This window comes from Shewanella intestini (genome assembly GCF_018221465.1).
GTDB classification, from domain to species: Bacteria; Pseudomonadota; Gammaproteobacteria; order Enterobacterales; family Shewanellaceae; genus Shewanella; species Shewanella intestini.
The window spans coordinates 1-24,606 of sequence record NZ_JAAIKR010000012.1; the positions used below are offsets into that span (position 1 = coordinate 1).

The window sequence follows — 24,606 nt, forward strand, 5'->3', positions numbered from 1 at the left end:
GCCACGCTCGGTGTAGATTCTCAGGTTCGAGCAATTGTTGAAATAAATCGCTGTTGAAGGCCGGTTGCATATCAATACGCTGCCGATAGTAATCGTCTGGCGACGTAGTGGGTATCGACAAGTTTGACAAGACTCCTCCTTCTTCTAAATGTTCAGGCCTTCACCATGTACCCACTACACTGACACGGGGTATGCTATCCCATCCATTACGATGGGCGTTGGGCTACTATGCCGTCTGCTGACTTCTGCTTAATCACATGCCAAGTTACCCCGTCATGCGCTATCGGTTTTCATCTGGTTCGCTCTTTTCAGTCGATGAAGTTGAAAAGCCAAGGCACTTGTAAACCAGAGCCTCACTGGTTAATGACCGATCGCGTGTTAAACAGATCTCCCCAGATAAGAGCATGAACTTTCTTTGCACTGCTGCATCATTTACGGTGGCCATTAGATCACGTGGTTTCGTCGTCTTGTGCCAACTCTCCTCTAGCCTACGCCTCATATGATGTTCTTGTTCATCAGCTCGCAAATTTGCTAGCGGCTTCCTTTAGACCAACCCTCACGGATAAGCCCTTGCCATTCGCTAGTAGTTAACGTTTAATAACAGCATGTTATTGAACGGTGACCTTCCTACAGAGGACTTTCACCTCATTAGTTCATGCCCATGCTGGGCGTACACAAGCAAAGGCACAATCGCCCGCAAAAGACGCGGGCTGGACGCCCACTGCGTTCGCGCCTGTGCTTTGGGCGTTATATGCTTTAAGGGAGTTAGATGTTTAAATCAGAGGATGATTACCTTTCCAAACTTTTAAAAAGTGGTGATGTATCACATCAAAAACATGCCGTATTAGATGCAATAGAAAAAGGTGGGGTCTGGGAGGAATGTGTTGAATGGCGCATTTCTACTTATACCGAGACAAGTATTTCCCCTGAAAAATTTAAAGATGAAGACTGGTTTAGAGTTGTGGTCAAATGTGACTATGAATTCAGTTGTGTATGTCCAACTGTTGATCGCGCATTAGAAATGGTAGCTTTATACCAGCAACTCATTTTTAAATTATTTCGTCAAGTTGGCTGGCCATCTTGGGCAACAAGTAACTCTGTTGAACCTGAGTAAGTCAGCATATAACAAGAGACTATGGCGTCAAACAGCTGGCTGTGCTCGTTCCTCGCTAATTTTAACCAGCTATTTTAGTCCGCTTAATGCAGGCATTACCGTATATCCGATTGCCATATCTACCCTAATACCAAAAGTCACTTTTAGAATTTAGCTTTAAAACGTTTATGTCCAGAAGTGCTCAAACTTTATTATTAAAAAATAACTTTCATGCTCAGATAAATTATCAAACTATTGCCTTATCACCTTTCAAGAAAACGCTAATTTTTTTATCAATGTTTATTATGGTCGCACAACTGGACGAGTGGTTGGTTGATTGGTTGGTCGATGGATTGATTGCTTGATTGCTTAATTGGTTGATTGGTTAATTGGTTGGTTGATTGGTTGATTGGTTGATTGGTTGATTGGTTGATTGGTTGATTGGTTGATTGGTTGATTGGTTGATTGGTTGATTGGTTGATTGGTTGATTGGTTGAGCATCAACTTAAGCGTTGAATTTGGCGACAAAAACAAAAAGGAATAACCAAATGGTTATTCCTTTTTTCGTAACATAACGACGCTTCAATGGCAGCTAACAAGGTTATCGCCGTTACCGATAATCGCTAATCCATGTCGTCTAGATTGTCGCCCATATCGTCGAAATCTTCGTCTTTTTCATCGTCATCAGTGTCGACATAATCCTCAACCTCTGCCACTGGCTCAGCCTCTTCATCTGGCTTTGCTTTGGGCTTCGGTGCAGGGCCGCTATCTGGTATGTCTGAGGCATCAAATCGGGAAAGGTTTGCAGCAACAAACGCCTGACGACTTTTCTCCCATGCATGCAAATAACTGTCTTTAGCTGCCTGAGTTTGCGCATCATCTAATTCATACAAGTTGGGTTTAACTATGTCTTCTACAAACTCAATGATGGCGTCACGGCCACTGTGATAAAAATATAATCTGCCAGGTGAGGCTTCAGGTAATCGTCCATCATAAATCACCACGGTATTGCCTCTAACGGTGCGTAACTCACCAAACCAAAGCTGTTTTGTCGCTTTATTAAACATATATGCTAACACCCTTCAATCAACACATACTGGAAACAGAAAACGTTATTGTTAATAATAACTGCCGATAAATATCATTGTTGATGGCGGTAAAATTGAGCAAAACATCGCGAAAAAACCACCGTGTTCAACATGGTCAAATTTAGCAAAATAATTCTCAGGATCAAGCCCTGAAAGTTATTTTTTTACGGCTGAATGTCATCTCTTTGACTTCGCGCAATCGCCTTTTATATTCCGTGTGCGATTGCGCATTAAACAGGGTCTTGGTGCACAATCACATGCGCATCATCAAATAAGTCTGCCACTCGGGCTTCAACGGCATCGGCAATGTCATGGGCGTGCACTAATGCTAAATTACCGTCCAGCTCTAAATGCATTTGCACAAATGTGGTGTTACCTGCTTCGCGGGTGCGTAGGTCATGAATGCCCTTTACTTGCGGGTCTTGGTTAACGACATCAATAATCTGCTGGCGAGCTTGCGGGCCTAATTCACGATCAAGTAGGTTTTGAATTGAACGGTAGCCAAGACTCACAGCTTGTTGACCAATAAAAATAGCAATGGCAACGGCAAACAGACCATCAGCCCACCACCAGCCATATTGGGCTAATACTAACGCTAACAGCACAGCGCCGTTGAGCAATAAGTCTGACTTATAGTGCAAAGCGTCAGCCTCAATAACGGTGCTATTGGTTTTGGCTAAGGCTTTTTTCTGCAGCATGACCAAGCCTAATGTCATCAAAATTGCAACAAGTGACACCACAACCCCCAAGGTTGCTTGGGTAACAGCAACGGGGTTAATCAACTTATCACCACCATAAAACAACAGTAAAAAAGCCGAACCTAAGATAAATGCCGATTGGGCTAACGCCGCCAATGGTTCTGCTTTGCCGTGGCCGTAACGATGCTCGCTATCAGGTGGCACAATGGCATAACGGATAGCAATAAAGTTGACAATAGAAGCAAGGGCATCAGCAAAGGAGTCAGTTAATGACGCTAACATACTGGCTGAGCCAGAATACATCCACGCAATAAGCTTAAGTACAATTAAACTAAAGGCGGTGATAACGGCAGCACGGCTGGCAAGTTTGACCCAAAACTCATATTCAGACGCGGATTTTGAAGGTGGATTCATAATAAAGAAAGCCCAAGTAGCAGAGGTGTATTGCAACAAAATATAGCGCTGCGGTGACGATTAAGCGATAAAGTTTACCATTTTCACCCGACGTTTATCGGACAAGATGGGATTATTTATCCATAACCTTATCAGGACAAAATTTACCATTAATAGATATGAGCATAATCAAAAAAACACGTCCAAAAGTCATCAGTCATCAGTCATCAGTCATCAGTCATCAGTCATCAGTCATCAGTCATCAGTCATCAGTCAAGCATCAAACCTCTTGAGGTTAACAGTAAGAAATAAAGCACAGAAAAAATCGAAAAAAGCCACAATAACAATTGTGGCTTCGCTGCAATAAAGGCTATCAACAACGGATAATTTATGTCATATAACGACGTCTGGGGAGGAGCATCGTTATTACACAAGATTATCTATGATGACGACGTTTGCCTTTAGTTAGCATCTTTTTGAACTTCTCTTGTTGCTCAGCATCTAGCAGGTTGTAAATTTCGTTTTGCATTCTTAACTTGTCTAGCATTTGCTGCTCAGATTTCGCTTGATGTGCTTCAATGATTAATTGGGCTTGCGTTGCATCAAAGCTAGGTGCGGTGACTAAATCCACAATATGTTGTTGATGCTCATCTCTAGCTGCTTCTTTGTCTTCTTTTGACGTCGTAGTCGTGTACTTACCGACAATGGCTTTAACTTGCGTTTTTTGTTCGTCTGTTAATGACAAACGACGCAACATTTTATGCATTGAGTGATGTTTTTTGCCATGATGCTTAGCCTGTTTTTCTGTCTTTTGGGGGCTTACCTGAGCCGTATCTTGGGCAAAGACAGGTGACATAACAAAGCTTGAACCAACTAATACAGCAACTGCAGTGGCAATCGATAAACCTTTACTCATAATCGTGTCCTTTTGGTATTACATTCAATTAAGGGGGCTTGAACAAATTCAATTAACTTGAGGCTCATCTTAGCAGTGGCAATGTCAAACAGCGTGTCCAAAGCGTAAAGCAATGTAAAGCTAACCCCAGCACAAATAACAATACCAGCATCCACTGCCGCCTTATAAAAACCACAACAGACATTAACCATCGCCTAGCATTTGAAATAGCAAACCATTGAAACTCTAATTTAGCGACAGCCCTTATCTCGTCTCATTTAGCAGATTTTCAAATTAATTTTTTAACAACTCACCAAAAACTCTACATAAGCAAAATATTTATGCGAGGTAGCTAACAAATAGCCAACTAAAAGATTAACGTTTACCACCATCAACTTAAAATAGATCGCATACACCCCATTTGAGATTCATCATGTATAAATTGCTCGCTAATATTTTCATTATATTAACAACGTTGACATTGAGCGGTATGGCTCAAGCGCAAAACAGCCAAGATCCATTATGGGTCAGCCACAAAACCGATGGCCAACCTGAAGTAAAATTACATTTTTTTTGGTCACAAACCTGTCCTCATTGCCGTGAAGCTCACCCTTTTATCGACGCCTTAGCCGAGCGAGTCGACTGGATAGAGCTTGATGATTACCTTATTAGCGAACAAGGCAACGTTGATAAACTGATGGCAATGGGCGAAAAAACCGGCGTTGAGCCTCGCTCAGTGCCTTACTTTGCCGTCTGCGGTGAAGCCATTGTGGGTTACAACAGCCATGACGTGACAGGGCGGTTTATTATCGAACGTTTAGAGGCGTGTTATCACCAATCTGGCGGCACGGGCGTAGTGGGCGATAGCCTTGATGACTTTTTTAGCCAAACCACCAGTGCTGAGCAGCCATTTTTTGGCACCTGCTCAGAGACAGGCGATACTGCCAACACTGACGCCAGCGCTTGTGGCATGGACAACACTAGCGCAGCACCTGCAGTGCAACCCGTTGATATTCCCTTTATTGGCGCAGTTCATCCTGAGAAAATGTCTTTACCGCTACTGACAGTCGTACTCGGTGGTGTTGATGCATTTAATCCGTGTGCATTTTTCGTTTTATTATTTTTACTCAGCATTATGGTCAACGCTGGCAGTCGTAAACGCATGTTATTAGTCGGCGGCATATTTGTGTTTTTCTCCGGCTTTATTTATTTCATCTTTATGAGCGCTTGGTTAAACCTATTCCAACTACTGGGCGGCAGTGACGGCGGCATTATTATTACCTGTGCCGGTTTGTTGGCATTGGTCGCTGCGGTGGTGAATATAAAAGACTTTTTCTATGGCCGCGGTGACGTGAGTTTATCAATGTCAGTCGAAAATCGAGGCAGTTTAATCAAACGCATGGGCAAATTGTCTAAAGCCAGTTCACTGCCAACCATGATTGTGGGCTCGACTGTCTTGGCTATTTTGGCCAATGCTTATGAACTATTGTGCACTGCCGGCTTCCCGATGATTTACACTTCGGTGCTTTCAATGGCCAACTTAGACACCGCTGAACGCTACATGTATCTTGTGGCCTATAACATTGTCTACGTGATTCCATTGGCGACCATTGTGATTGTGTTCTCAGCAACCCTTGGTAAACGTAAACTGACCGAAAAAGAAGGCGAAGTGCTTAAGCTGATGTCCGGTATCATGATGTTTGGTTTAGGCAGTATGTTAGTGCTAGACCCTGATACCTTGCAAAACCCGGTCGTTTCTATTGGTTTGATTTTAGGTTCCATTGTACTGACATTGATTGTCAGTAAAGTCAAAAATAGCTTACTTAAAAACAATGGCTAAGCTGGCGTTGCGTTTGTAAAATAGTGCAATGTTGATTTCCTTCATGTCAGCATTGCGCTAAAGTTTTGCCACTCACTACATGCGTTTAGTTACCTCATTGCAGCTATTTGTAAGGAACTCAATGAACCGTATTTTACTTGTCGATGATGACATTGGTCTGTCAGAACTTCTAACCCAACTACTTGAGCTAGAAGGCTTTAACTTAAGCCAAGCCTATGACGGTGAACAAGGGCTTGAAATGGCATTACAGTCAAATTACGACTTAATCCTTTTAGATGTCATGCTGCCTAAGCTAAATGGCTTTGATGTGCTTAAAGCGTTACGCCGAGAAACCAGTACCCCAGTATTAATGCTCACAGCCCGAGGTGATGAAATTGATCGCGTAGTGGGGCTTGAAATTGGCGCAGACGATTACTTACCTAAACCGTTTAATGACCGTGAATTAATTGCCCGCATAAAGGCCATTTTACGCCGTTCACAAATTGTGGACACAGAACTGAATAACCAACAAGACAACATCCAAATGGGTGATTTAATCCTGGATAAAAATCGCCAAGAAGTGTTTTGTAATGAACGTCCCATTGTATTAACAGGCACTGAGTTTTTATTGTTATATCACTTAATTAATCGAGCCGGCGAGCTTGTTACTAAGGAGCAATTAAGCGAACTAGTGTTAGGTAAAAAATTAATGCCTTTTGATCGCAGTATCGACATGCATTTATCAAATGTGCGTAAAAAGATCCCTGATCGTACCGATGGCAGACCCCGGGTGAAAACCTTGCGTGGTAAAGGTTATATCTGGTTACCTTAATGATTAAATTTAGTCCAGTAAGTCGCTTATTCGTAAAATTGTTGCTTGGTTTTTGGCTGTGCAGCTCAATACTTATTGGACTATTTGCACTGCTACCATTAATTGAACAAAATCATGACCGTTCGCAATTATCACCTGAATTTGAACAAATACTGGCAGATGTCGCCAAGCGGTTTAAGCAGTCTCCTCGGCCATTTAGCCCTGAATCCATTAAACAGTTAACCAAAGGCAAGCACCATGAATATGGACAGGTACGGTTTTATTTAATGAACGATCAAGGGCGTATTTTAAACTCACGTCGCCCATCTAGGCCATTACGTTTTTTTGTATTAATGACTGAAGATGTAGGCCATCCTATTAGCCATCAATTTCGTGACCAATTGATGTTTGGTCCTTATAAATTTAACTATCAACACAAAACCTTCACCCTTTATGGCCGTTTCACCAATCATCATCCCAGACCTTGGTTTTTATTTTTTGCCGACCATAAACTCCTCAGCGCAGGTTTAGCGATTTTATTGTCTGGGTTATTGTGCGGGTTTCTAGCTTGGTATTTAGGCAAACCATTACGCACTCTAAAACACAGTGCCAATGCGCTAGCTGCCGGTGATTTGTCTAGCCGTGTTGACAGTAAAACCACTGGCAGAAACGATGAAATGGGCGAACTTGCCATTGCCTTTAACGCCATGGCCGACGCGATTGAAAACATGATAAATAACCAACAACGGTTAATGGGGGATATTTCTCATGAATTACGCACGCCACTAACTCGATTGCAACTCTCCTTAGCCTTGGCCCGTAAAAAACATTCTCAGGTCAATGAGTTTGACCGTATAAGCTATGAAGCTGAGCAAATTGATGAACTTATTGGCGAGCTATTAAGCCTGTCGCGAATAACCTTAAATGCCAGCACGACAATGATGGATATTGAACTGGCCGAAACCTTAAGTCAGGTGTTAGATGATGCCGAGTTTGAAGCAGAGCAACAGCAAAAACAGCTTAACATTACCATTCCAGAGACCTTACGAGTGGCACACCAACCCAAAGCATTGGCGCGGGCAATTGAAAACTTATTGCGTAATGCTATCCGTTACGCTGCCAGTAACATCAACATTAATGCTATTGAAAATCAAAATGAGATTGTCATTACGGTTACTGACGACGGCCCCGGCATCGACGACAAAGAACTTGAAGCGATTTTTGCGCCGTTTTATCGCCCAGATTCAGCCAGAGATCGAGAGTCAGGCGGCTGGGGCTTAGGCCTTGCCATTACTCAAGCGGCGGTGCAAGCACATAAAGGCCACATTAGTGCGGCCAACGTTTCCCCTCATGGCTTGTGTGTCACCTTAACGTTACCGCGAACTAACCCCACTTAATATCAGCCATCAGTCGCATAATGCCCTATACGATTAACCTAACTTATAAATTTTTCTAGACAAGCCTGCTTAAATTGCATACAAATGTTAGCATGTTGTTACATGTTGAATATTTGAATTAAGTCTATGCGTCAGTCGATTTCAGTTTTATGTTATTTTTTGCTCATGACAACCTACCCTGTGCAAGCAAAAGGTGATCCGCAACCCCTTGGCGTTATTGCGTTTGACTACCCGCCATATTTAGGCCAAAAACTCGATGATTTCGGCGAGTCTTACTTAGTCCTCAAACGTGCCTTTGACGACACTGATATTCTTTTTTCAGCTAATTTTCAGCCAATTGATCAAGCGTTTAAGATGGTTCAAGACAACCAGTGGTGTGCAAGTTTTCATCCCCCAGCCCCAGCGAAACCGCAACACACTCTAGTGATCACCAAACCAGAATTAATCCAACTGCGTCTGCACCGTCTTATTGAACCCAAAGAATTTGTCGGCAATGAGTTAAATGCAAAAGTGATTGCGCAGCTAAGAATGATTGCGCCTAAAAGTGTCACCAGTGCTTTCATTGCGCAAGGTGCAACGGTTAACGTTGTCGCCTCACTCCCCCAAGCAGTAGCTGCGTTAATCAACGGCCAAGTTGACTATATTTACGGTGATACCCACGCAATTGATGTGGCCGCCGATAGCATGAACCTGTCATCTGCGTTATTACAAGCCTCCAGCATGACTTATCGCCAGTTTCCGATGGGAATTTGGTTTAACAACCAATGTAAAACGGCCAAGGTCGCAATTGATATTCTTAAGCAACAAGGCTTTGTGGTAAAACGTTTTACTAAAGATACCGATAATGTCAGCTTACCGCCTGGTGCGCAGTCGTCACGGATATTTGGTTTTTACTAACACCTGTGATTAGCGCCGCTGCCATAAACCCAGCTAACGCACATAGAGCCATACCAATTAGCCAGCACTTTGGCTATAATTCCCCGTCATTTTCTCAGCGGACTGCTCATGTTTCATATTGCCTTATACGAACCCGAAATTGCCCCAAATACGGGTAATATTATTCGCTTGTGTGCTAACAACGGCTCGCAGCTGCATTTAATTGAGCCTCTCGGGTTTGATTTAGAAGAAAAAAAACTCCGCCGTGCTGGCTTAGATTATAAAGATCTCACCTGTGTTACCCGCTATAAAAACTATCAAGAATTTCTTGAAGCAATGGCAGGCAAACGCATTATGGCTTGCACCACCAAAGGCAGTCGTCCACACAGTGAAATTGCTTTTAAAGCTGACGATGTATTGTTATTTGGCCCTGAAACCCGCGGTTTACCGATGGATATCATTAATGCGACGCCGTTAGAGCAGCGTTTACGTATTCCAATGGCCGGTACTAGCCGTAGCTTAAACCTGTCTAATTCAGTGGCAATTATTAGTTATGAAGCTTGGCGTCAAATTGACTATGTCGGGGCACTGTAATGGCAAAGTCAGCATCATCGGAAACTCAACAGCAAGCAATGCGCGTGGCTAAAGCGACCCAAAAGCCGGGGCAAACAAAAGAGCAAACCAAACTGATTGCGACCGGTATTGAAAAAGGCATTGCTGAATATAAAAAACAGCAAAAAGTAAAAGCGCGTGAACGTGATAAACACCGTAAACAGCAATTAAAGCAAAAGCACCATGTTAGTGATGAGCTAGAGCTTGAACATGATGAGTTACCCACCCCCCAGTTCACCGCCGTTGCTAAGATATTATTGCTGTTATTGATTGGCAGTTGGTGCGCAATAGGTTATCTGTTAACTCAAGGCTAATCTTGCCGCTATTTATGAGTCCTGTTCTGGCAAGGTTAGTGGACACACCGCTAAGTGAATAACGGTATATACATACCGAAATGCCACTAACATTGACCATTACTGTGATTGCGTAAAAGCACTAAGCATAAAAAATGGCTCACCGAGTATGACTACTCTTTTGGTGAGCCATTTTTATTCTCCGTTTCATTAACATCAACGCTTAAGGTAAACCCTATATGGATTTACCCGCTACGCGCCGTGATATCAACAGCCGAAATTAACCGCCAAAGCCACTATCGGTAATAGCAACCTCAGTTACCTCGCCGTATTGCTTGGCAAGCGCCCTAATTTTATCTGCATTACCAATCAACACATATTGCAGCTTCTCTTTAGGGAAATACTTAGCGACTAATGCTTGAGTTTGCTCAAGAGTGAGCCCGTCTACTCGCGCTTGAAACGCATTAATATAGTCATCATCGACACCATAAATATATTGGTCTGACATTAAGCCAGCTAACTGGCCATTGGTTTCAAACTGCGGTGGGAACTGCCCTTTTACATAGGCTTTAGCCGAGTCTAACGTGGCTTGGTCAATACCTTGTTCCCAAAGACGAGAATAGGTTTTTAAAGCTAAATCCATCGCCGCTTTAGTGGTTTGAGTTTTGGTGAAAGAGCTAATTCTAAACACGCCTGCATCGGCATAGCTTACAAATGCTGAACGCGCACCGTAGGTTAACCCAGCATTAACCCGCAATTCATCATTTAACCACGAGGTAAAACGGCCACCTAAAATGGTATTAACCACAGTTAAGCCAACAAAATCGGCATTGTCTTTACGCACACCAACCCCGCCAATTAAGAAGGTGGTTTCAATGGCATCAGGCTTATCAACTAATAACACACGGCTAGTGGTCAGTTGCGGCAAGTTTTGGCTTAAATCAGGCCTAAGTACCGCTTCAGTATTTTGCCAGTCAGCAAAGGTCTTTGTTAATAATGCTTTCATTTCATTAAGGTTAAAGTCACCAACAACACTTAATTCAGTATTGCTAGGTTGGTAATAACTTTTATGAAAAGCGCGCAATTGATTAATGGTCATTTGCGCGATAGATTTGGCATTACCTGAAGGCGCATTCGCGTAGGGATGCTCACCAAAAACCAGTTGATTGTAGTAACGCCCAATGACCTGACGTGGGCTTTCTTTCGCTTGTGCTAAGCCCACCACATTACGCTGTTGTAACTTGGCAAATTCGGTGTCATTAAAATCTGGATGACGCAATACATCATTAAATATAGGCAGTACAGTTTGCAGGTCTTTACTCATAAAGTTACTGCTGACGTAACTGCCATCCATTGCCCCTTGAGTGACAATTTTAGCGCCGATAAAATCAAGTTCTTGCTCTATTTGCGCTTTCGTTTTACCGCCTGCGCCCAGCATTAGGCTATTCGCCGTCATGTTGGCTAACCCTGCGCTGGTATCATTTACCGCACCGGCTTTTACCACCGCGTTAAAGGTAATTAGCGGCACTTGTGGTCGCACCATCAACTTAATGGTTAAACCGTTATCTAAGGTTAAGGTTTCATATGCTGGCATAGCAAAAGAATGGCCAGTATTCGCAACAGTATTGGTTGTATTTGAGGCCATTTGCGTAGTACTACAAGCAGAAAGCCCAAGTGTACAAGCAAGCACTAACATCGACAGTTTCATTGATTGTTGATTTTTCATTGGTCAGCCTCCTCATTAGCCGCTAACACACCGACCGAACGATTGGCTTTTATTAAATAGGTTTGAGCAACACGCTGAATATCGGCGACCGTCACTTTGTTGTAAGCTTGTGGTGCATTAAATAACTGCTCATAGCTACCAAAGAATAATTCGTATGTGCCTAAGGTGTTCGCCTTGCCATTAATGGTTTCCATGCTGCGATAAAAATTAATCAACTTGGCATTTTTTACCTTATCAAGTTCTTGTTGTGTGACACCTTGCGCGCCAATCAGATTAACTTGTGCAATTAAAGCTTGCTCTAATTGTTCGGCGCTTACACCTTGGTTTGCCACACTCATGATGTACATCAGGTTAGGGTCAAACGACATTGGCATATGAGTATCTGCCGCAACGGCAATTTGTTTATCTATCAAGTTTTTATATAATCTTGAGCTATTGCCTTGGCTTAAAATAGCGCTCAATAAATCCAGCGCATAATAGTCCGCATGGCTGGTTGCAGGTACATGATAAGCCAACATGACGTTAGGCGTACTTACCGACGCTTTTTGCAAAAATACGCGGCGTTCTCCTTTTTGCAATGGCTCAACGGTGCGCACAGCTTTAGGCGGCACTTGAGCAGGAATGGGGCCAAAGTATTGCTTAGCTAGCTTTTTCACGTTATCAAGTTTAACGTCACCAGCAATCACTACCACGGCGTTATTCGGCGCGTAATAGGTTTTGTGATATTGCTGTAAGTCCTCTAAACTCCACGCGGCAATATCGGACTCATATCCAATAACTGACCAACGATAAGGATGCGCTTGAAACGCGACCCCTTTTACGGCTTCACTGATTGCTCGCCAGTTAGAGTTTTCAAGGCCAGTGGTACGCTCTGACTGCACCACGCCGCGCTCACTTTCAACCATGTCAGGGTCAATATCAAGATGAGCGATACGGTCAGCTTCAAGGTCAAAAATGGTTTCTAGCGCATTTGCAGGGAACCAATCGGTATACACGGTGACGTTTTCGGTGGTGTAAGCATTGTTTGCGCCACCAGCGGCTTCCATGGTGCGATCAAACATTTTAGGGCCATATTTTTTCGATCCATTGAACATCATGTGTTCAAAAAAGTGCGAAATCCCCGTAATGCCCGGTACTTCATTACGTGAGCCGACTTTCCAAAATAGATACATATTGGCATTAGGTATGGTGCTGTCTTCTAACACCATAATTTTCATACCGTTATCTAACGTAAAACTGTCGACATCGGCACGGGTTGTCGCTTGAGTAGAAAGTGTTGTAAACAACCCTGCCACTAAAGCAAACGCCAAGAGTGTGCGTTTCATTGAATTCTCCTTACGTAAAGCCAGCAAAAAGTGGCTTCATCCATATGTTTTATCATTCAAATTAACGCGTTACACTGCCGTTGTGAATCCTTAGACAGTAACAAAAGGGATTGATTTGTTTCAGAATATGTAAACTATTATTTAACGGCCATGCCGTTAAATAATTTCAAGGGAATAACGCGAGGGGATTACGCTAAGGTAATAAATACCACATCTTTATCGATAACTTCGCATTGCCAACCGTCATGCTGCTTTGCAATCCACTCAAAGGTGGTTTGGCTGTAAAAATTAATGTGGGTTGGATCATTTTTATAGTGCCAATGAATAAATTCAGCATGACCTAAGACTCTTTTGGTCATCACAGCCAATATGCCACCGGGTTTGAGCATGTGGGTTAATTGCTCAATTAAGCCATGTGCATCATAAATATGTTCAATGACCTCGGTTAAACAAATAAAGTCATATTGGCCAGTCAACCGCTCGGCAAATGGGTGATAGTACAAATCATAATTATGCACTTTCACCCCTTGTTTGGCCGCCATATGGCTTAATACTGCGCCCTCACCACAACCAAAATCAAGCCCAACGGCATCTTGCGGTACACGCTGCAATAATGGCGTTAGCGTGCGCGATAAGAATCGCTGATAACCTTCATCAGCAAAAGCGTTATCGTGCAAGTCGTAAACGGCTTTTTCTGCATCAGCAGATAAATGAAATGAGGCGGGTACACTCACTAAATCACAAATAGGACATTGCCAATATTGGCGATGCTTATCTTGATGAAATTCATCCAGATTTTCATGTAAACACAATGGGCAAGTTGGCAAGGTTAGTCTTTCTCTGCAAGTGTTTCTTCTTCGGGGATTTTACGCTCTTTTTTAGCGGCTTCACGCGCCTGCTCAAGATATTGCTGTTCACGTGAGGTGCGCTCACTAAATTGAGCTTGCGCTTTTTTACGTTGCTCGCTTTCCCACTCTTCAGGTTGTTGATTGGCTAAAATATCTTGTTCACGAGCTTGGGTTTCTCGCGCTGCTTGTCGCGCTTTTTGTAATTGGTCACGCTCGGTTTGTTGAGACGCTTTGCGCCCTTCATCAGCCTTTTCTTTTAAGGTCATTTTTAAACGGGGTTTTTCATCACTACTTGCATGCACGATGGTCGTTACACTAAAAAGTGATAACCCTAATACACTCAATACAACAGTTAACTGGGTTTTGAATTTGCGATTCATGATTCATCCTTAGTCGTGGTGCCATATCGCTTCCTAACAGCGTAGGGCATAGCATTGAGTCTATGTTGCACCATTGCATCTAAAGCTGCAAACAGGGGTTGTGGGTCAAGTTGCGGTGCTAAAGCGTTTAAGACATACGCGGTGGCTTCAAGGGTCGATAAACTATCCGCGCGTTTGGCTTTACGAATGATGTATTGCGAAGCGTCACTGACATCAAGATGCAAAGCCGGAAATGTGAGTAACCACGGGTTAAGTTGCAGTATGCGATAGGCTTTTTTCCATGTACCATCAATAAGTAAAATGACGCAGTCTTGTGCTGCCCCCGCTTGTGCAACCGTTTGGCTGCTTTCATTGGGATAAACTAAGTAAACCGGTTTATTTACGCTGGCTAAATAGGCTTGTAGCGGCGCAAAATCTGCCGCTGACTCGCCAACATCTACTCTAAGGTTTGCTAATACCAACCCCATGAGTTTTACGCTGTTTTTGGCGTGATTCACCTCTGAAGGATGCTGTAATACCACCACCTCAGTGTTAACCGTTAACGGTGTAATGGCATGGCAAACACATGCGTTTTGTGGGTAGCGACATTGCTGACACATCACTCTCGCCATAACAAACCTTCTCGGATAATTAACGTCGTTTTATCCATGTTTCTCTTGATGACAATGCTTTAGCTGTGGCATCACCATTAGCACTAAATATAACGTCGAGGTGCAACCAAGGACAACAACAACCGCCCAAGGCGCTGTGATAGGGGTCAGCTGAATCACTGCGGTTAATACTGACGCGCCGCTCATTTGAATAAATCCAAGCATGGCAGCAGCAGTACCTGCTCGCTCGCCAAAACCTGACAACGCCATCGAAGTTGCAGGGCCTAATAAAATAGCAAAGCCCACACATAATAAAATCATTGGCAACATAAAGCCTAAGGCCGCTGGCATGCCCGCTTGTGGGCCAAATAGTTGTAGCAGTGCTTCGAGTATGGCTGCCAGTAGCATCAGTACTAACGCCATAATCACACTCGGGCGATTACCAATTTTTTTGACTAATTTAGGCGCAGAAAAACACGCGACTAAATTCACTGACGCATTTAACGCAAATAACCCACTAAAGGCTAATTTTGACAGGTGTAAATGGCCAATTAACCAAATAGAAGAGTATGAAACATAAGTGAGAATTGACGCCATACCAATCATGCAAGCACCGGCATAAAACACAAACTGACCATCACTTAACACAGGCTTATAACGATGCCAGCGGTACAAGGGACCACTGCTATCTGTATTGGCTGGGCGTGTTTCAGGGAAGCGCAAGATAACAACCGCGGCCACTAATACAGCATACAGGCTCATAAAAATAAACGTTGATCGCCAACCAAAGTGCATGGCCAATACGCCACCAAATGTCGGCGCTAGCGCTGGGATCACACAAATAGCACCATTAAGGTAACTGTATAACGGCACACTTTCCTTACTGTTATAGCAATCACGCACGGCGCTAAACACAACAATGGAGGTTGAACATGCACCAATGCCTTGTAGTACTCGTACTAACTGTAATACTTCGAAGTTTTCTGCTACCGCGCCCGCCCAGCTGCTTAGTCCATAAAGCACGATACCAAACAGGGCAATAGGACGACGACCATAACGATCAGCTAACGGGCCAATTAATATTTGTCCGACGCCAAGGGCAAATAAAAATAATACCAGCGTAGATTGAACTTGGTTATGGCTAACGCCATAATCGGTTGCCATCATCGGCATAGAAGGTAGGTAGATATCAATTGCCAATGGACTCAATAACACCATAAACATTAGTGTTGGCAATAGGTTACGTTTCATTATTTATACGCTCAAAAGGAAGTTTTCCGCGACAGTGTAAACCAATGGCGATATGAACAGAAATAATATCCATCTTAAGATAAAAGTTTGCTTGCTGGTTTGATAAACGATTTCACTTAATTTGAGTAAAAAGTGATAACAGTATCGCCTAACATATTTGCCAAATAACAAAATCATTGCACTAATATGTTAAGCGAAATGTTAGGCCAAAATAGATTGAGCATGTTGCAATGATTTAAGCTCATCGGCTGATGGTTTAAGCGCAATCACGTTATCTATTTGTATCGCAAGCGACTCCCATAAAGGCTCAATAACTGACAACTGTTGTGGGTTAGCGTATTGCTTTGCTAACACCAGTAAATTAGCCGATTGCACCACATCAATGCGCCCTAACATGCCATCGGCAAGGGCGACGCTCAATTCAATCATTGCGGTAGCGCTGTGGCCATATTTAATCACATCATGAAGATATTGCTCGGCCTGCGCTAAATCGGCTTCATTGGCGTTTTCGTTATTTAATGCTTCAATTGCACAGCGTAACATGGCGTCTAACTGCCCGTGCTTCGCCGCTTCTTGAAACCAATGCCACGCTTTTTCTAAGTCAATTTCACCGGCATCGCCGCTTTCAAACATTAAACTTAAATGGTATTGCGCATGTGCATAACCCGTTTCAGCCGCTTTTTTTATCCATTCAAAGGCGCTGCCTAATTGTTGCTGCTGATAGTAAAGCACCCCAAGGTTAGACATCGCTTCGGCATTTTCACTATTTGCAGCCAGCAGTAACCAATGTTCTGCCTTAGCAATATCGACCTCAAACACGTCGCTGCCTACCAGATAAAAATACCCCAATAACGCTTTGGCATCGACAACATGATGTTGTGCAGCTTGGGCAATTAACGTTTCACCTTGTTTAAGGTTTTTGTCACCACTATAGCCGTGTAGCAAGCTCACACCATGCTCATATAAGGCTAAATCATGCGACGATGATGCAAGAGCAAACCAATGTGCTGCTTGTGAGAACGCTTCTTTAGCAGTATGACTGCCTCGCAATAATGACGGTTGATGATGACTTTCATCAGCGCCAGTATCAGTTGAAGCTTGTTGCTCGAGTTTTTGTTCAAGAGCTTGTTCTTGCCCTTGTTGCATTAAGCCTTTAGCTTTTAATGACATGCCAACTAAATATTGCGCTTCAGGGTCATTTTTCATCACCGCGCGGTAGCATAAATCGCGCCCGGCAAAAGAGTCAAAAGCTTCAAAGTGATACTCAGGTGAGTGAGTTGAGTACTGCGAATATAACTTACTCACCAAGGTCAAAATGTGCTTAATCGATTTTTCAGCAATCGTGATTAACTGCACTTGAGTAAGGTGGTATTTTTCAGGATGGGCGCCGCGGTTACCGTCGCCGCGTAGTCGATGTAATGCCCGCACCGTTGGTACATCAATCACCCGCGCTTTATTAAGCTGCTCAATGCGATCATATAAATTAGGACTGGTAAATTGCTGGCCGTGTTTGCTCGCTAAATACTGGGTTAGCTTGTGGGTAAAACTGCGCACAAACACCAGTGCTTGGGTTGGAATGTCGCGAACATAGCTCTTTGCACTGGCGTAATCTTGGGTTAACTCATTGGCAAAACCATCAATAAATTCAATATCATTAATCAATGAAGACTCCTCAGTCCTACCTAAGTTAACCCATAGTGCAATTTACAATACTTGATTATCTTCTTCAGATGTAGGCGTTTTACGGTTAACCATATACAGCCTAAACAATGCCACATTAACAAATAAACTAAAAAATGCCATGGCGGTGTCAGCCAATAATTGTAGCGGCACCCCCACTTTAGCAGCCATCATAGAAATACTACTGCCCACTATCGACAGTGGAAGGTATAACATTAATACCATGACAGTTTTCAATACAATAGGGCCTGAAAACTCAAAACTGGCTTTAATGGCTTGTAAAGGGGTAATGCGCTCAACCACCACCATGAAGTTAACGTAAGCTAAACGTGAGAACACATAAAAACTCATTACTAAGCCAATGAGCCACAGTGGTCCAAATGCCGCAAACAACATGAAAGGGATCAATACCGCTAAGCCTGAAAACACGCCGGCTAATAACAGTGGCGGCACAAAGATTAAACTCTCTTTCAATACTCTAAATGGCGTCACCTCAAAACCTTTAGAACGCACTTCTAAATACACCGTCAGCGCGGCTATCAGTAATGAGAAAACCAATAATAGGCCCATCATCGCAAAACCATGAATGGCACCAAATACGGGCGTATCCGCTTGCGATTGCGCCAACATTTCACTGCCTAGCCATGACTGGATCATAACTTGAACCAATAATAACGGCATTGTTAGCGCAGCCAATTGGCTTAAATGGTTACGGAAAAAATTATATGCTTCAGAGTAAATAGCAGACAATGTCATGTCGTTGAGCCCAATTTTTCAATCATAAGTTAAAGTTGCGCTTAGGATACAGAAAAATCACTGATAATGCCTAATCTTAAACAACTGCTTGTTAAAGCCACTACCGAAAATATGTGATACAGGTTAAAATACACTCCATTTTAGGACTTAGCTCACACCACAGGAAGGCGTATTATGAAGTTCACCCCCGTAATGTTAACCCTTATTGCACTATTGTTTAGCAACCAAGTATCAGCAAGCTGGCTTGACAGCATCTTAGGTTCATCGGAAGAAAACCCAGTAACGACTGAAGCGGCCACCGCACATTCAAATCCGCTTGTCGGCAATGTTATGTCACAACTTGGCCTCGACCAAAATCAAGCTCAAGGTGGTTTAGGGACACTATTAAGTGTCGCTAAAGATAACCTGTCGGGGTCTGACTTTAGCCAACTCAGTAACAGTATTCCTGGGGCTGACAGTTTATTAAGCGCGGTGCCAGCACTGGCAGGCGACAGCGGTATGACAGGCTTATTATCAAAAGCGGGAGATCTTGGCGCGTCAATGCAAGGTAGCGCAATGGTCTACGATGCGTTTGAAAAATTAGGTATTTCAAAACAACTTGTGGGGCCAATGATCAATATCGCTAAATCTTATTTAGACGAAAATGGCAGCCAAGATACTGCAGGTTTATTAATGCAAGGTGTTAGCGCATTGCTTTAAGCATGCCAAATAAACACATCGACTCACTGACGATAAGTATGATGTTTGTTGCCATGCAATAAGCGCCATTAATAACTCAGTGAATGTAACCGCGGCCAATGATTTTCATTGGTCGCGGTTGTTTTTTGCAACGCAAAACGCCCCACAAGCCACAATTAAACTGTGTTACAGGCGGTATATTTAGCAACATATAAACACAATTTAATCGCACCGATTGTCGCCCATTCCCCATAGCTTTGTTAGTATCAAGAGGAACACCATCAATGGGAGGCATTATGATTGCCAAGCTAAAGCAACTGTTTTTATCCCCAGAAGTGCCTTTAACTGCACAACAAAAGACCCAACAACTGAATTTAGCTGCCGCAGCGTTATTACTTGAAGTGGTGTACGCCGATGATCACGTTGAATCGAGTGAAACCGCACTCTTACCCGCTGCGTTAACTCAAACCCTGCACATTACCTTAGATGATGCGACAGCCTTGCTTGAACAAGCCAAGCAAGCCCGCTTTAATGCCACCTCATTGTTTGAATTCACTGAGAAAATCAACGCTGCATTTTCAGTGGCTGACAAACAACAATTGATTTTAGCCATGTGGCAACTGGCCTACGCCGATGGTGAACTGTGCCGTTATGAAGATCAGATTATTCGCCGCACCGCTGACTTGCTTTACCTTAAACACAGCGAACTTATCCACATGCGCAACATCGCCATGGAAAAAGACGCTTAAAGCTGCCACATGACACTTAACTCTTTTGGCGTCGGTGAATATGTGTTTTTTGTAACCACATAAGCGGCGCAATCACTGCAATTAAAATAAGCACGTATAACATATTACTGCCAAGGGCGACCCCTAACCCAATACAGAACACACAACTCGCCGCAATTAAAGGTCGCCAGCGGGCTGATAACAACTTAAATGCCGATAACATCGCAAGCAGGTAAATCACCACAAACACCCCATTACTCCAAGCAATTAAGTGCTCTAATTCGTGGCCGCTGAAATAGGTCACTACCATCACAAATGCCATTGAAATCAAAATAGCCAGTAACGCTCGAATAGGCACGCCATGTTGATTTTTCACCACAAAATAGCGCGGTAATATGCCTTGTTCGCTAAAGCTCCACAATAATCTGGCTGAACTTGCAGCATACACATTTACAGTAGCAAGGCCACTTGCAACACCTAAAATACCAATCACTTGTACTCCCCAGCCTGCAATGGGAGTGGCTGCCAACCAATAATTAAATGCTGAAATCATCGCAACATCGCTACTGCCTTGCGGAGTATTGAGCAATAAAAAGGTGCACAATAAATAGATAACACCCACCAGCACAGTCCCCATTAACATCGCTGGGAGCATGTCTTTACGTGGTTCACGAAAATCTCCCGCTAGGTGGGTCATGGCTTCAATACCCAAAAAGCTCCAAAAGCCTATGCCCATCGCTAACATAACGGGGGCGTATTGCCATTGACTGGCAACCGCGGCGTAGTCGGTTTCAACTAACGTTGAGCTGCTTGAACCAATTAATAAACTCACGACACCAACAACAGATAATGTCAGTGCAAACTGCAACTTAGCTGAAATTTGAATCCCTTTTAAGTTCAGCAATAACAGCAACCCAATGACAATTAATTGCGCAATTAATTGCACCATGCCCTGCATCGGCACCATCGCCGTCATAAATTGAAAGGTCATTAAAATAGCCGCAGGCGCGCCAATCGGAATCGCCAGCAAAAACAGTAAACCTATGGTTCGCCCTGCTGTTTTACCAAAGGCTTGCTCAACAAAATAAGCCGGCCCTGCCGCGTGAGGAAAGCGCCCTGCCAGTAAACCAAATACCAAAGCAACTGGAATAATAGCCAACGTCAGCAAGCCCCAAGCTAAAAGCGCTCCATCATGAGCCACCGCAATGGTCATTTGCGGCAATATAAATACTCCTGTACCTAGCAAAGTGGTGGCCATTAACCCTGCACCTTGCCAGCGGCCAATGCCGACTGAATTTTGGTTCATATTACTATTCTACTGTTGTTTGTTTAGGGGTATTATAATTAGCTACAAGCTAAAAAACTGCAGTAATCAGCATGTAAAGTGGCGTAACTACCGACATTTTGACGCCATATTGGTTTTTATCCGCCAAAATGACGGCCAGCGATGTTAGCGGTAAAGTCAGCTAACAATAAACCCATGATGGAGTGCTAATAACATGAAACCGGCGCTAGATAAATTCGACAAGGCCATCATTAACGAACTCAAGCTCAATGCCCGTCAGTCTATTTCATATATTGCTCAACAGGTTAACTTATCTCGCAGTGCAGTAACTGAACGTATTAAGCGCTTAGAAGAATCTGAAATAATTCGAGGCTATCAAGTCTTACTCAGCGAATCTCAAAAACACGGGGTGTCAGCCTATTTTGAAATACAGCATAGCTGCGCCAAATCTACCGAAGTGGTGCATATTTTTAACCTCATCCCTGAAGTCGTCACTTGCCAAGGGATCACTGGCGACATGGACTTGTTAGTGTTCGTTCAAGCCCCGAGCATGCAGCGTTTACACGAAATTCGTGAGTTTATTGATTCTCAACCCGATATCATCAAAATTAAAACCCATGTTGTCATGAGCGAGTGGATAAATAATCAAGCTTAATATTGCCTGTCACCATACAACAAGCATCATTGACACAACCCCATTGCCCGCAATGTGTGGCATTTTGGAAAAATAACCGTAACACGCTAGTAATTAACTAGGGTGCAACCGTAAAAAACAGTCCATGAAACAAACCATTGGCAGATAAACTTAGCGATAAATAACCGCCAACGTTACACTGATTGTTGAACAACGACTAAGTAGGTGAGATACACATGACGCAACATTCCATTGCAGACATTAATTTATTATGGGGACAGTTAATCCTCGAAGAGCTGCACCGTTTAGGTGTTAAGCATATCTGTCTATCTCCAGGTTCACGTTCATCACCGTTAACGCTTGCCGCAGCGAGCCAAACTCACCTGAGTACTCACACCCACTTTGACGAGCGCGGTTTAGGCTTTATGGCGCTAGGGTTGGCTAAATCAAGCCATGCCCCTGTGGCGATAGTTACCACCTCGGGTACAGCAGTCGCCAACTTATATCCTGCGATCATTGAAGCGTGGTTAACCCATGTGCCATTAATTGTCTTGTCTGGCGATCGCCCAATGGAGCTGATTGATTGCGGTGCAAACCAGGCCATCACTCAAACGGGCATTTTTGCCCAATATGCCAAACAGATTAATTTACCCACCCCCGATTATGCTTTCCCTGCTGCGGCGTTATTAACTTGCCTTGATGAAGCGATTGAGCAACAAACTCAGCCCATTCATATTAATTGTATGTATCGTGAGCCGCTGTATCCTTCAAATGTGGTGCCACTAGCTGAACAACAGCAAATTTCAGCCATGCGTTATTTAGCGCCATTAGCCAGTTGGATGCAGCACTCACAGCCTTATAATATTTATCATAGTCAACCTTCAAACAGCTTACCGTGTGAAGCCACATTAAGGCGTTTTGTGCATGGTAAAGGGGTGATTGTTGTTGGCACATTAGCCGACAGCGACCAACCACAAGAGATTATTACCCTTGCCAAAACCTTGGGTTGGCCTGTATTGGTTGACGCACAGTCGCAATTACGTCAACACCCTGATGCCATCGGTAATATCGACCAATTATTGCATCATAAAAGTAGCAGCAAATTACTTGAGCAAGCCGACAGACTATTGGTTTTTGGCGGCCGCTTTATCTCTAAACGTTTAATTGAGTTTATGAACCAACCTTGGCACAGCTACTGGCAAGTGCTCACTCACAGTGCAAGGCTTGACCCTAGCCATCAAGTTAAGCAAGTGTGGTTGTCGTCAGTAAGCGCATTTTGCCAAGCTAATTGGCATCGTTCATCGCAAGCATTATGGGCAGAATCCCTAAGCATTAATCACCATAAGTTAAACCGTTTATTTGAACAGCGCATTGATAATAATGATTTTGGTGAAGCCCAAGTTATGCGCCAAATCACCCGTTCTTATGTCGGTGAGCAACAGCTATTTATTGGTAACAGTTTGCCCATCCGTTTATATGACATGTTTGCTCCTGCAACAACTCAGTCGCCAACGGTTTATACCAACCGCGGCGCATCGGGCATTGACGGACTCATGGCAACCGCCACCGGTGTCGCTAAAGGCAACCAACGCCCAACCACCATGGTCGTTGGCGATATTTCGTGTTTGCACGACCTTAACTCTTTTGCTCTACTCAAACAGCTTGAAACCCCCTTTGTATTGGTTATTTTTAATAACGATGGCGGCAACATTTTCAACTTATTACCGGTGCCAAACGAAACCTTGCGCAGTGATTTTTATCGCTTAAGCCATGGCTTAGAATTTGGATATGGCGCGGCCATGTTTGGTTTAGCTTATCGCCAAGTTGACGACATTGCCGACTTTAAGCAAGTCTATCAAGAAGCCTTTGAATTCAACTGTGCCAGTATTATCGAAGTCACCGTCACGGCGAACCAAGCCAGCGATCAAATTGCCGAGTTGGCCAATTGGGTAAAACAAGATTTATGATAAAAGTTAGCCGCTTTGGCCAACCTGAACGGCCTAATTTGGTGCTTATACATGGGTTTATGGGCGCAAAGGAAGATTGGCTAGCTTGCATGCCAATACTGAGCCTTCATTTCCATTGTATATGCATCGATTTGCCCGGCCACGGGGAGTCAACATTATCTTTGCCAACACCGGGGTTTGATGCGTTAGTGAGTGCCATCATGACCACGTTACAACATCTAAATTGTCATCAATTTCATTTGTTGGGTTATTCATTAGGTGGCCGTGTGGCGCTGCATATTGCCAAGCAACATCCACAATCATTATTAAGCTTAACCTTAGAGTCCGCTCACCCCGGTTTATCTGATATCAAAGCAAAAGCAGCCCGATTACATGCCGACCAACAATGGGCTGACAAACTACAACATCTGCCGTTAAAGCAGTTTTTAAGCCTGTGGTATCAACAAGCGGTGTTTAGTGATTTAACCGCCGAGCAAACCCTGGCGTTAATTGAACAACGCAGCCAAAATCAGCCCGATGCTTTGCTTAATTGTTACCTCGCCACCTCACTAGGTCATCAACAAGACTGCCGTAATGCGGTCGCGGCGATTGCGCCTCATTGTCATATCATTGTCGGCGAACAAGACGCTAAGTTTTTAGCACTCGCCCAACAGTGGCAACAGCAACAGCCCATTAATGTACTGGTGATTAAGCAAGCTGGGCATAATATTCATAGCCATCACCATCACGCTTTTTGCCAGCAGCTTTTAGCAGTTATTTCACCTGAGCCTATAGGGTAATCGC

At 43.6% G+C, this 24,606-nt stretch carries 24 protein-coding genes; 12 read left to right on the forward strand and 12 right to left on the reverse strand.

Annotation, left to right across the window (positions count from 1 at the left end; all coding sequences use genetic code 11):
- Positions 1-769: 769 nt before the first annotated feature.
- On the forward strand, positions 770-1,114 hold the full coding sequence (locus G3R48_RS12105) for a hypothetical protein (RefSeq protein ID WP_153664953.1): 345 nt from the start codon (positions 770-772) through the stop codon (positions 1,112-1,114).
- Between the two features lie 602 nt (positions 1,115-1,716).
- Here the strand turns inward: G3R48_RS12105 and G3R48_RS12115 are convergent.
- The 3 genes from G3R48_RS12115 to G3R48_RS12125 all read right to left on the reverse strand — a co-directional run bounded on the left by G3R48_RS12115 (position 1,717) and on the right by G3R48_RS12125 (position 4,188).
- A complete protein-coding gene (locus tag G3R48_RS12115) occupies positions 1,717-2,160 on the reverse strand; it encodes a hypothetical protein (RefSeq protein WP_153664957.1) in 444 nt (147 codons plus the stop codon).
- Positions 2,161-2,411: 251 nt separating this feature from the next.
- Complete coding sequence (gene fieF, locus G3R48_RS12120) at positions 2,412-3,293, reverse strand: cation efflux pump FieF (RefSeq protein ID WP_153664959.1); 882 nt, start codon at positions 3,291-3,293, stop codon at positions 2,412-2,414.
- A gap of 415 nt (positions 3,294-3,708) precedes the next feature.
- Positions 3,709-4,188 (reverse strand): Spy/CpxP family protein refolding chaperone, encoded by a 480-nt coding sequence (locus G3R48_RS12125; RefSeq protein ID WP_153664961.1) that lies wholly within the window; start codon positions 4,186-4,188, stop codon positions 3,709-3,711.
- 469 nt (positions 4,189-4,657) lie between these two features.
- Here G3R48_RS12125 and G3R48_RS12130 point away from each other — a divergent pair, with 469 nt between their 5' ends.
- The 6 genes from G3R48_RS12130 (at position 4,658) to G3R48_RS12155 (ending at position 9,996) form a co-directional block, all read left to right on the forward strand.
- Positions 4,658-6,007: a cytochrome C biosynthesis protein gene (locus G3R48_RS12130; RefSeq protein WP_228497475.1), complete on the forward strand. Its 1,350-nt coding sequence runs from the start codon at positions 4,658-4,660 to the stop codon at positions 6,005-6,007.
- Between the two features lie 121 nt (positions 6,008-6,128).
- Positions 6,129-6,818, forward strand: coding sequence for a response regulator (locus G3R48_RS12135; RefSeq protein ID WP_153664965.1), 690 nt, complete (start codon positions 6,129-6,131; stop codon positions 6,816-6,818).
- Positions 6,818-8,194, forward strand: a complete 1,377-nt coding sequence (locus G3R48_RS12140) for an ATP-binding protein (protein ID WP_153664967.1) — start codon at positions 6,818-6,820, stop codon at positions 8,192-8,194. Before G3R48_RS12135 ends, G3R48_RS12140 begins: the two co-directional genes overlap by 1 nt.
- 165 nt (positions 8,195-8,359) lie before the next feature.
- Positions 8,360-9,091: a hypothetical protein gene (locus G3R48_RS12145; RefSeq protein WP_153664969.1), complete on the forward strand. Its 732-nt coding sequence runs from the start codon at positions 8,360-8,362 to the stop codon at positions 9,089-9,091.
- 108 nt (positions 9,092-9,199) lie between these two features.
- A complete protein-coding gene (gene trmL / locus G3R48_RS12150; RefSeq protein WP_153664970.1) occupies positions 9,200-9,664 on the forward strand; it encodes a tRNA (uridine(34)/cytosine(34)/5-carboxymethylaminomethyluridine(34)-2'-O)-methyltransferase TrmL in 465 nt (154 codons plus the stop codon).
- Positions 9,664-9,996 (forward strand): DUF2956 domain-containing protein, encoded by a 333-nt coding sequence (locus G3R48_RS12155; RefSeq protein WP_153664972.1) that lies wholly within the window; start codon positions 9,664-9,666, stop codon positions 9,994-9,996. The genes trmL and G3R48_RS12155 overlap by 1 nt, the downstream gene beginning before the upstream one ends.
- Positions 9,997-10,255: 259 nt before the next feature.
- On the opposite strand, the gene G3R48_RS12160 is transcribed toward G3R48_RS12155, so the two are convergent.
- The 8 genes from G3R48_RS12160 to G3R48_RS12195 all read right to left on the reverse strand — a co-directional run bounded on the left by G3R48_RS12160 (position 10,256) and on the right by G3R48_RS12195 (position 18,531).
- Positions 10,256-11,701, reverse strand: coding sequence for a M16 family metallopeptidase (locus G3R48_RS12160; protein WP_153664974.1), 1,446 nt, complete (start codon positions 11,699-11,701; stop codon positions 10,256-10,258).
- Complete coding sequence (locus G3R48_RS12165) at positions 11,698-13,026, reverse strand: M16 family metallopeptidase (protein WP_153664976.1); 1,329 nt, start codon at positions 13,024-13,026, stop codon at positions 11,698-11,700. The genes G3R48_RS12160 and G3R48_RS12165 overlap by 4 nt, the downstream gene beginning before the upstream one ends.
- Before the next feature lie 188 nt (positions 13,027-13,214).
- A complete protein-coding gene (locus tag G3R48_RS12170; RefSeq protein WP_153664978.1) occupies positions 13,215-13,853 on the reverse strand; it encodes a class I SAM-dependent methyltransferase in 639 nt (212 codons plus the stop codon).
- A gap of 2 nt (positions 13,854-13,855) precedes the next feature.
- On the reverse strand, positions 13,856-14,254 hold the full coding sequence (locus G3R48_RS12175) for a hypothetical protein (protein ID WP_228497469.1): 399 nt from the start codon (positions 14,252-14,254) through the stop codon (positions 13,856-13,858).
- The gene (locus G3R48_RS12180; protein WP_153664980.1) at positions 14,251-14,865 is read right to left on the reverse strand and encodes a tRNA-uridine aminocarboxypropyltransferase; all 615 of its coding nucleotides are present in this window, start codon (positions 14,863-14,865) and stop codon (positions 14,251-14,253) included. Before G3R48_RS12180 ends, G3R48_RS12175 begins: the two co-directional genes overlap by 4 nt.
- Before the next feature lie 30 nt (positions 14,866-14,895).
- Positions 14,896-16,095 (reverse strand): multidrug effflux MFS transporter, encoded by a 1,200-nt coding sequence (locus G3R48_RS12185; protein WP_153664982.1) that lies wholly within the window; start codon positions 16,093-16,095, stop codon positions 14,896-14,898.
- A gap of 201 nt (positions 16,096-16,296) precedes the next feature.
- Positions 16,297-17,757 (reverse strand): tetratricopeptide repeat protein, encoded by a 1,461-nt coding sequence (locus G3R48_RS12190; RefSeq protein ID WP_153664984.1) that lies wholly within the window; start codon positions 17,755-17,757, stop codon positions 16,297-16,299.
- A gap of 42 nt (positions 17,758-17,799) precedes the next feature.
- A complete protein-coding gene (locus tag G3R48_RS12195) occupies positions 17,800-18,531 on the reverse strand; it encodes a hypothetical protein (RefSeq protein ID WP_153664986.1) in 732 nt (243 codons plus the stop codon).
- Between the two features lie 174 nt (positions 18,532-18,705).
- On the opposite strand from G3R48_RS12195, the gene G3R48_RS12200 reads away from it, so the two are divergent.
- Together G3R48_RS12200 and G3R48_RS12205 are read left to right on the forward strand one after the other, a co-directional pair.
- On the forward strand, positions 18,706-19,230 hold the full coding sequence (locus G3R48_RS12200; RefSeq protein WP_153664988.1) for a DUF2780 domain-containing protein: 525 nt from the start codon (positions 18,706-18,708) through the stop codon (positions 19,228-19,230).
- 275 nt (positions 19,231-19,505) lie between these two features.
- Positions 19,506-19,958: a tellurite resistance TerB family protein gene (locus tag G3R48_RS12205; RefSeq protein ID WP_153664989.1), complete on the forward strand. Its 453-nt coding sequence runs from the start codon at positions 19,506-19,508 to the stop codon at positions 19,956-19,958.
- A gap of 16 nt (positions 19,959-19,974) precedes the next feature.
- Here the strand turns inward: G3R48_RS12205 and yjeH are convergent, their stop codons facing one another.
- Complete coding sequence (gene yjeH / locus G3R48_RS12210; RefSeq protein WP_153664991.1) at positions 19,975-21,243, reverse strand: L-methionine/branched-chain amino acid transporter; 1,269 nt, start codon at positions 21,241-21,243, stop codon at positions 19,975-19,977.
- A gap of 193 nt (positions 21,244-21,436) precedes the next feature.
- On the opposite strand from yjeH, the gene G3R48_RS12215 reads away from it, so the two are divergent.
- The 3 genes from G3R48_RS12215 to menH all read left to right on the forward strand — a co-directional run bounded on the left by G3R48_RS12215 (position 21,437) and on the right by menH (position 24,602).
- A complete protein-coding gene (locus G3R48_RS12215; protein ID WP_153664993.1) occupies positions 21,437-21,877 on the forward strand; it encodes an Lrp/AsnC family transcriptional regulator in 441 nt (146 codons plus the stop codon).
- 215 nt (positions 21,878-22,092) lie between these two features.
- Positions 22,093-23,823: a 2-succinyl-5-enolpyruvyl-6-hydroxy-3-cyclohexene-1-carboxylic-acid synthase gene (gene menD / locus G3R48_RS12220; RefSeq protein WP_153664995.1), complete on the forward strand. Its 1,731-nt coding sequence runs from the start codon at positions 22,093-22,095 to the stop codon at positions 23,821-23,823.
- A complete protein-coding gene (gene menH / locus G3R48_RS12225) occupies positions 23,820-24,602 on the forward strand; it encodes a 2-succinyl-6-hydroxy-2,4-cyclohexadiene-1-carboxylate synthase (RefSeq protein ID WP_153664997.1) in 783 nt (260 codons plus the stop codon). The genes menD and menH overlap by 4 nt, the downstream gene beginning before the upstream one ends.
- Positions 24,603-24,606: the final 4 nt, after the last annotated feature.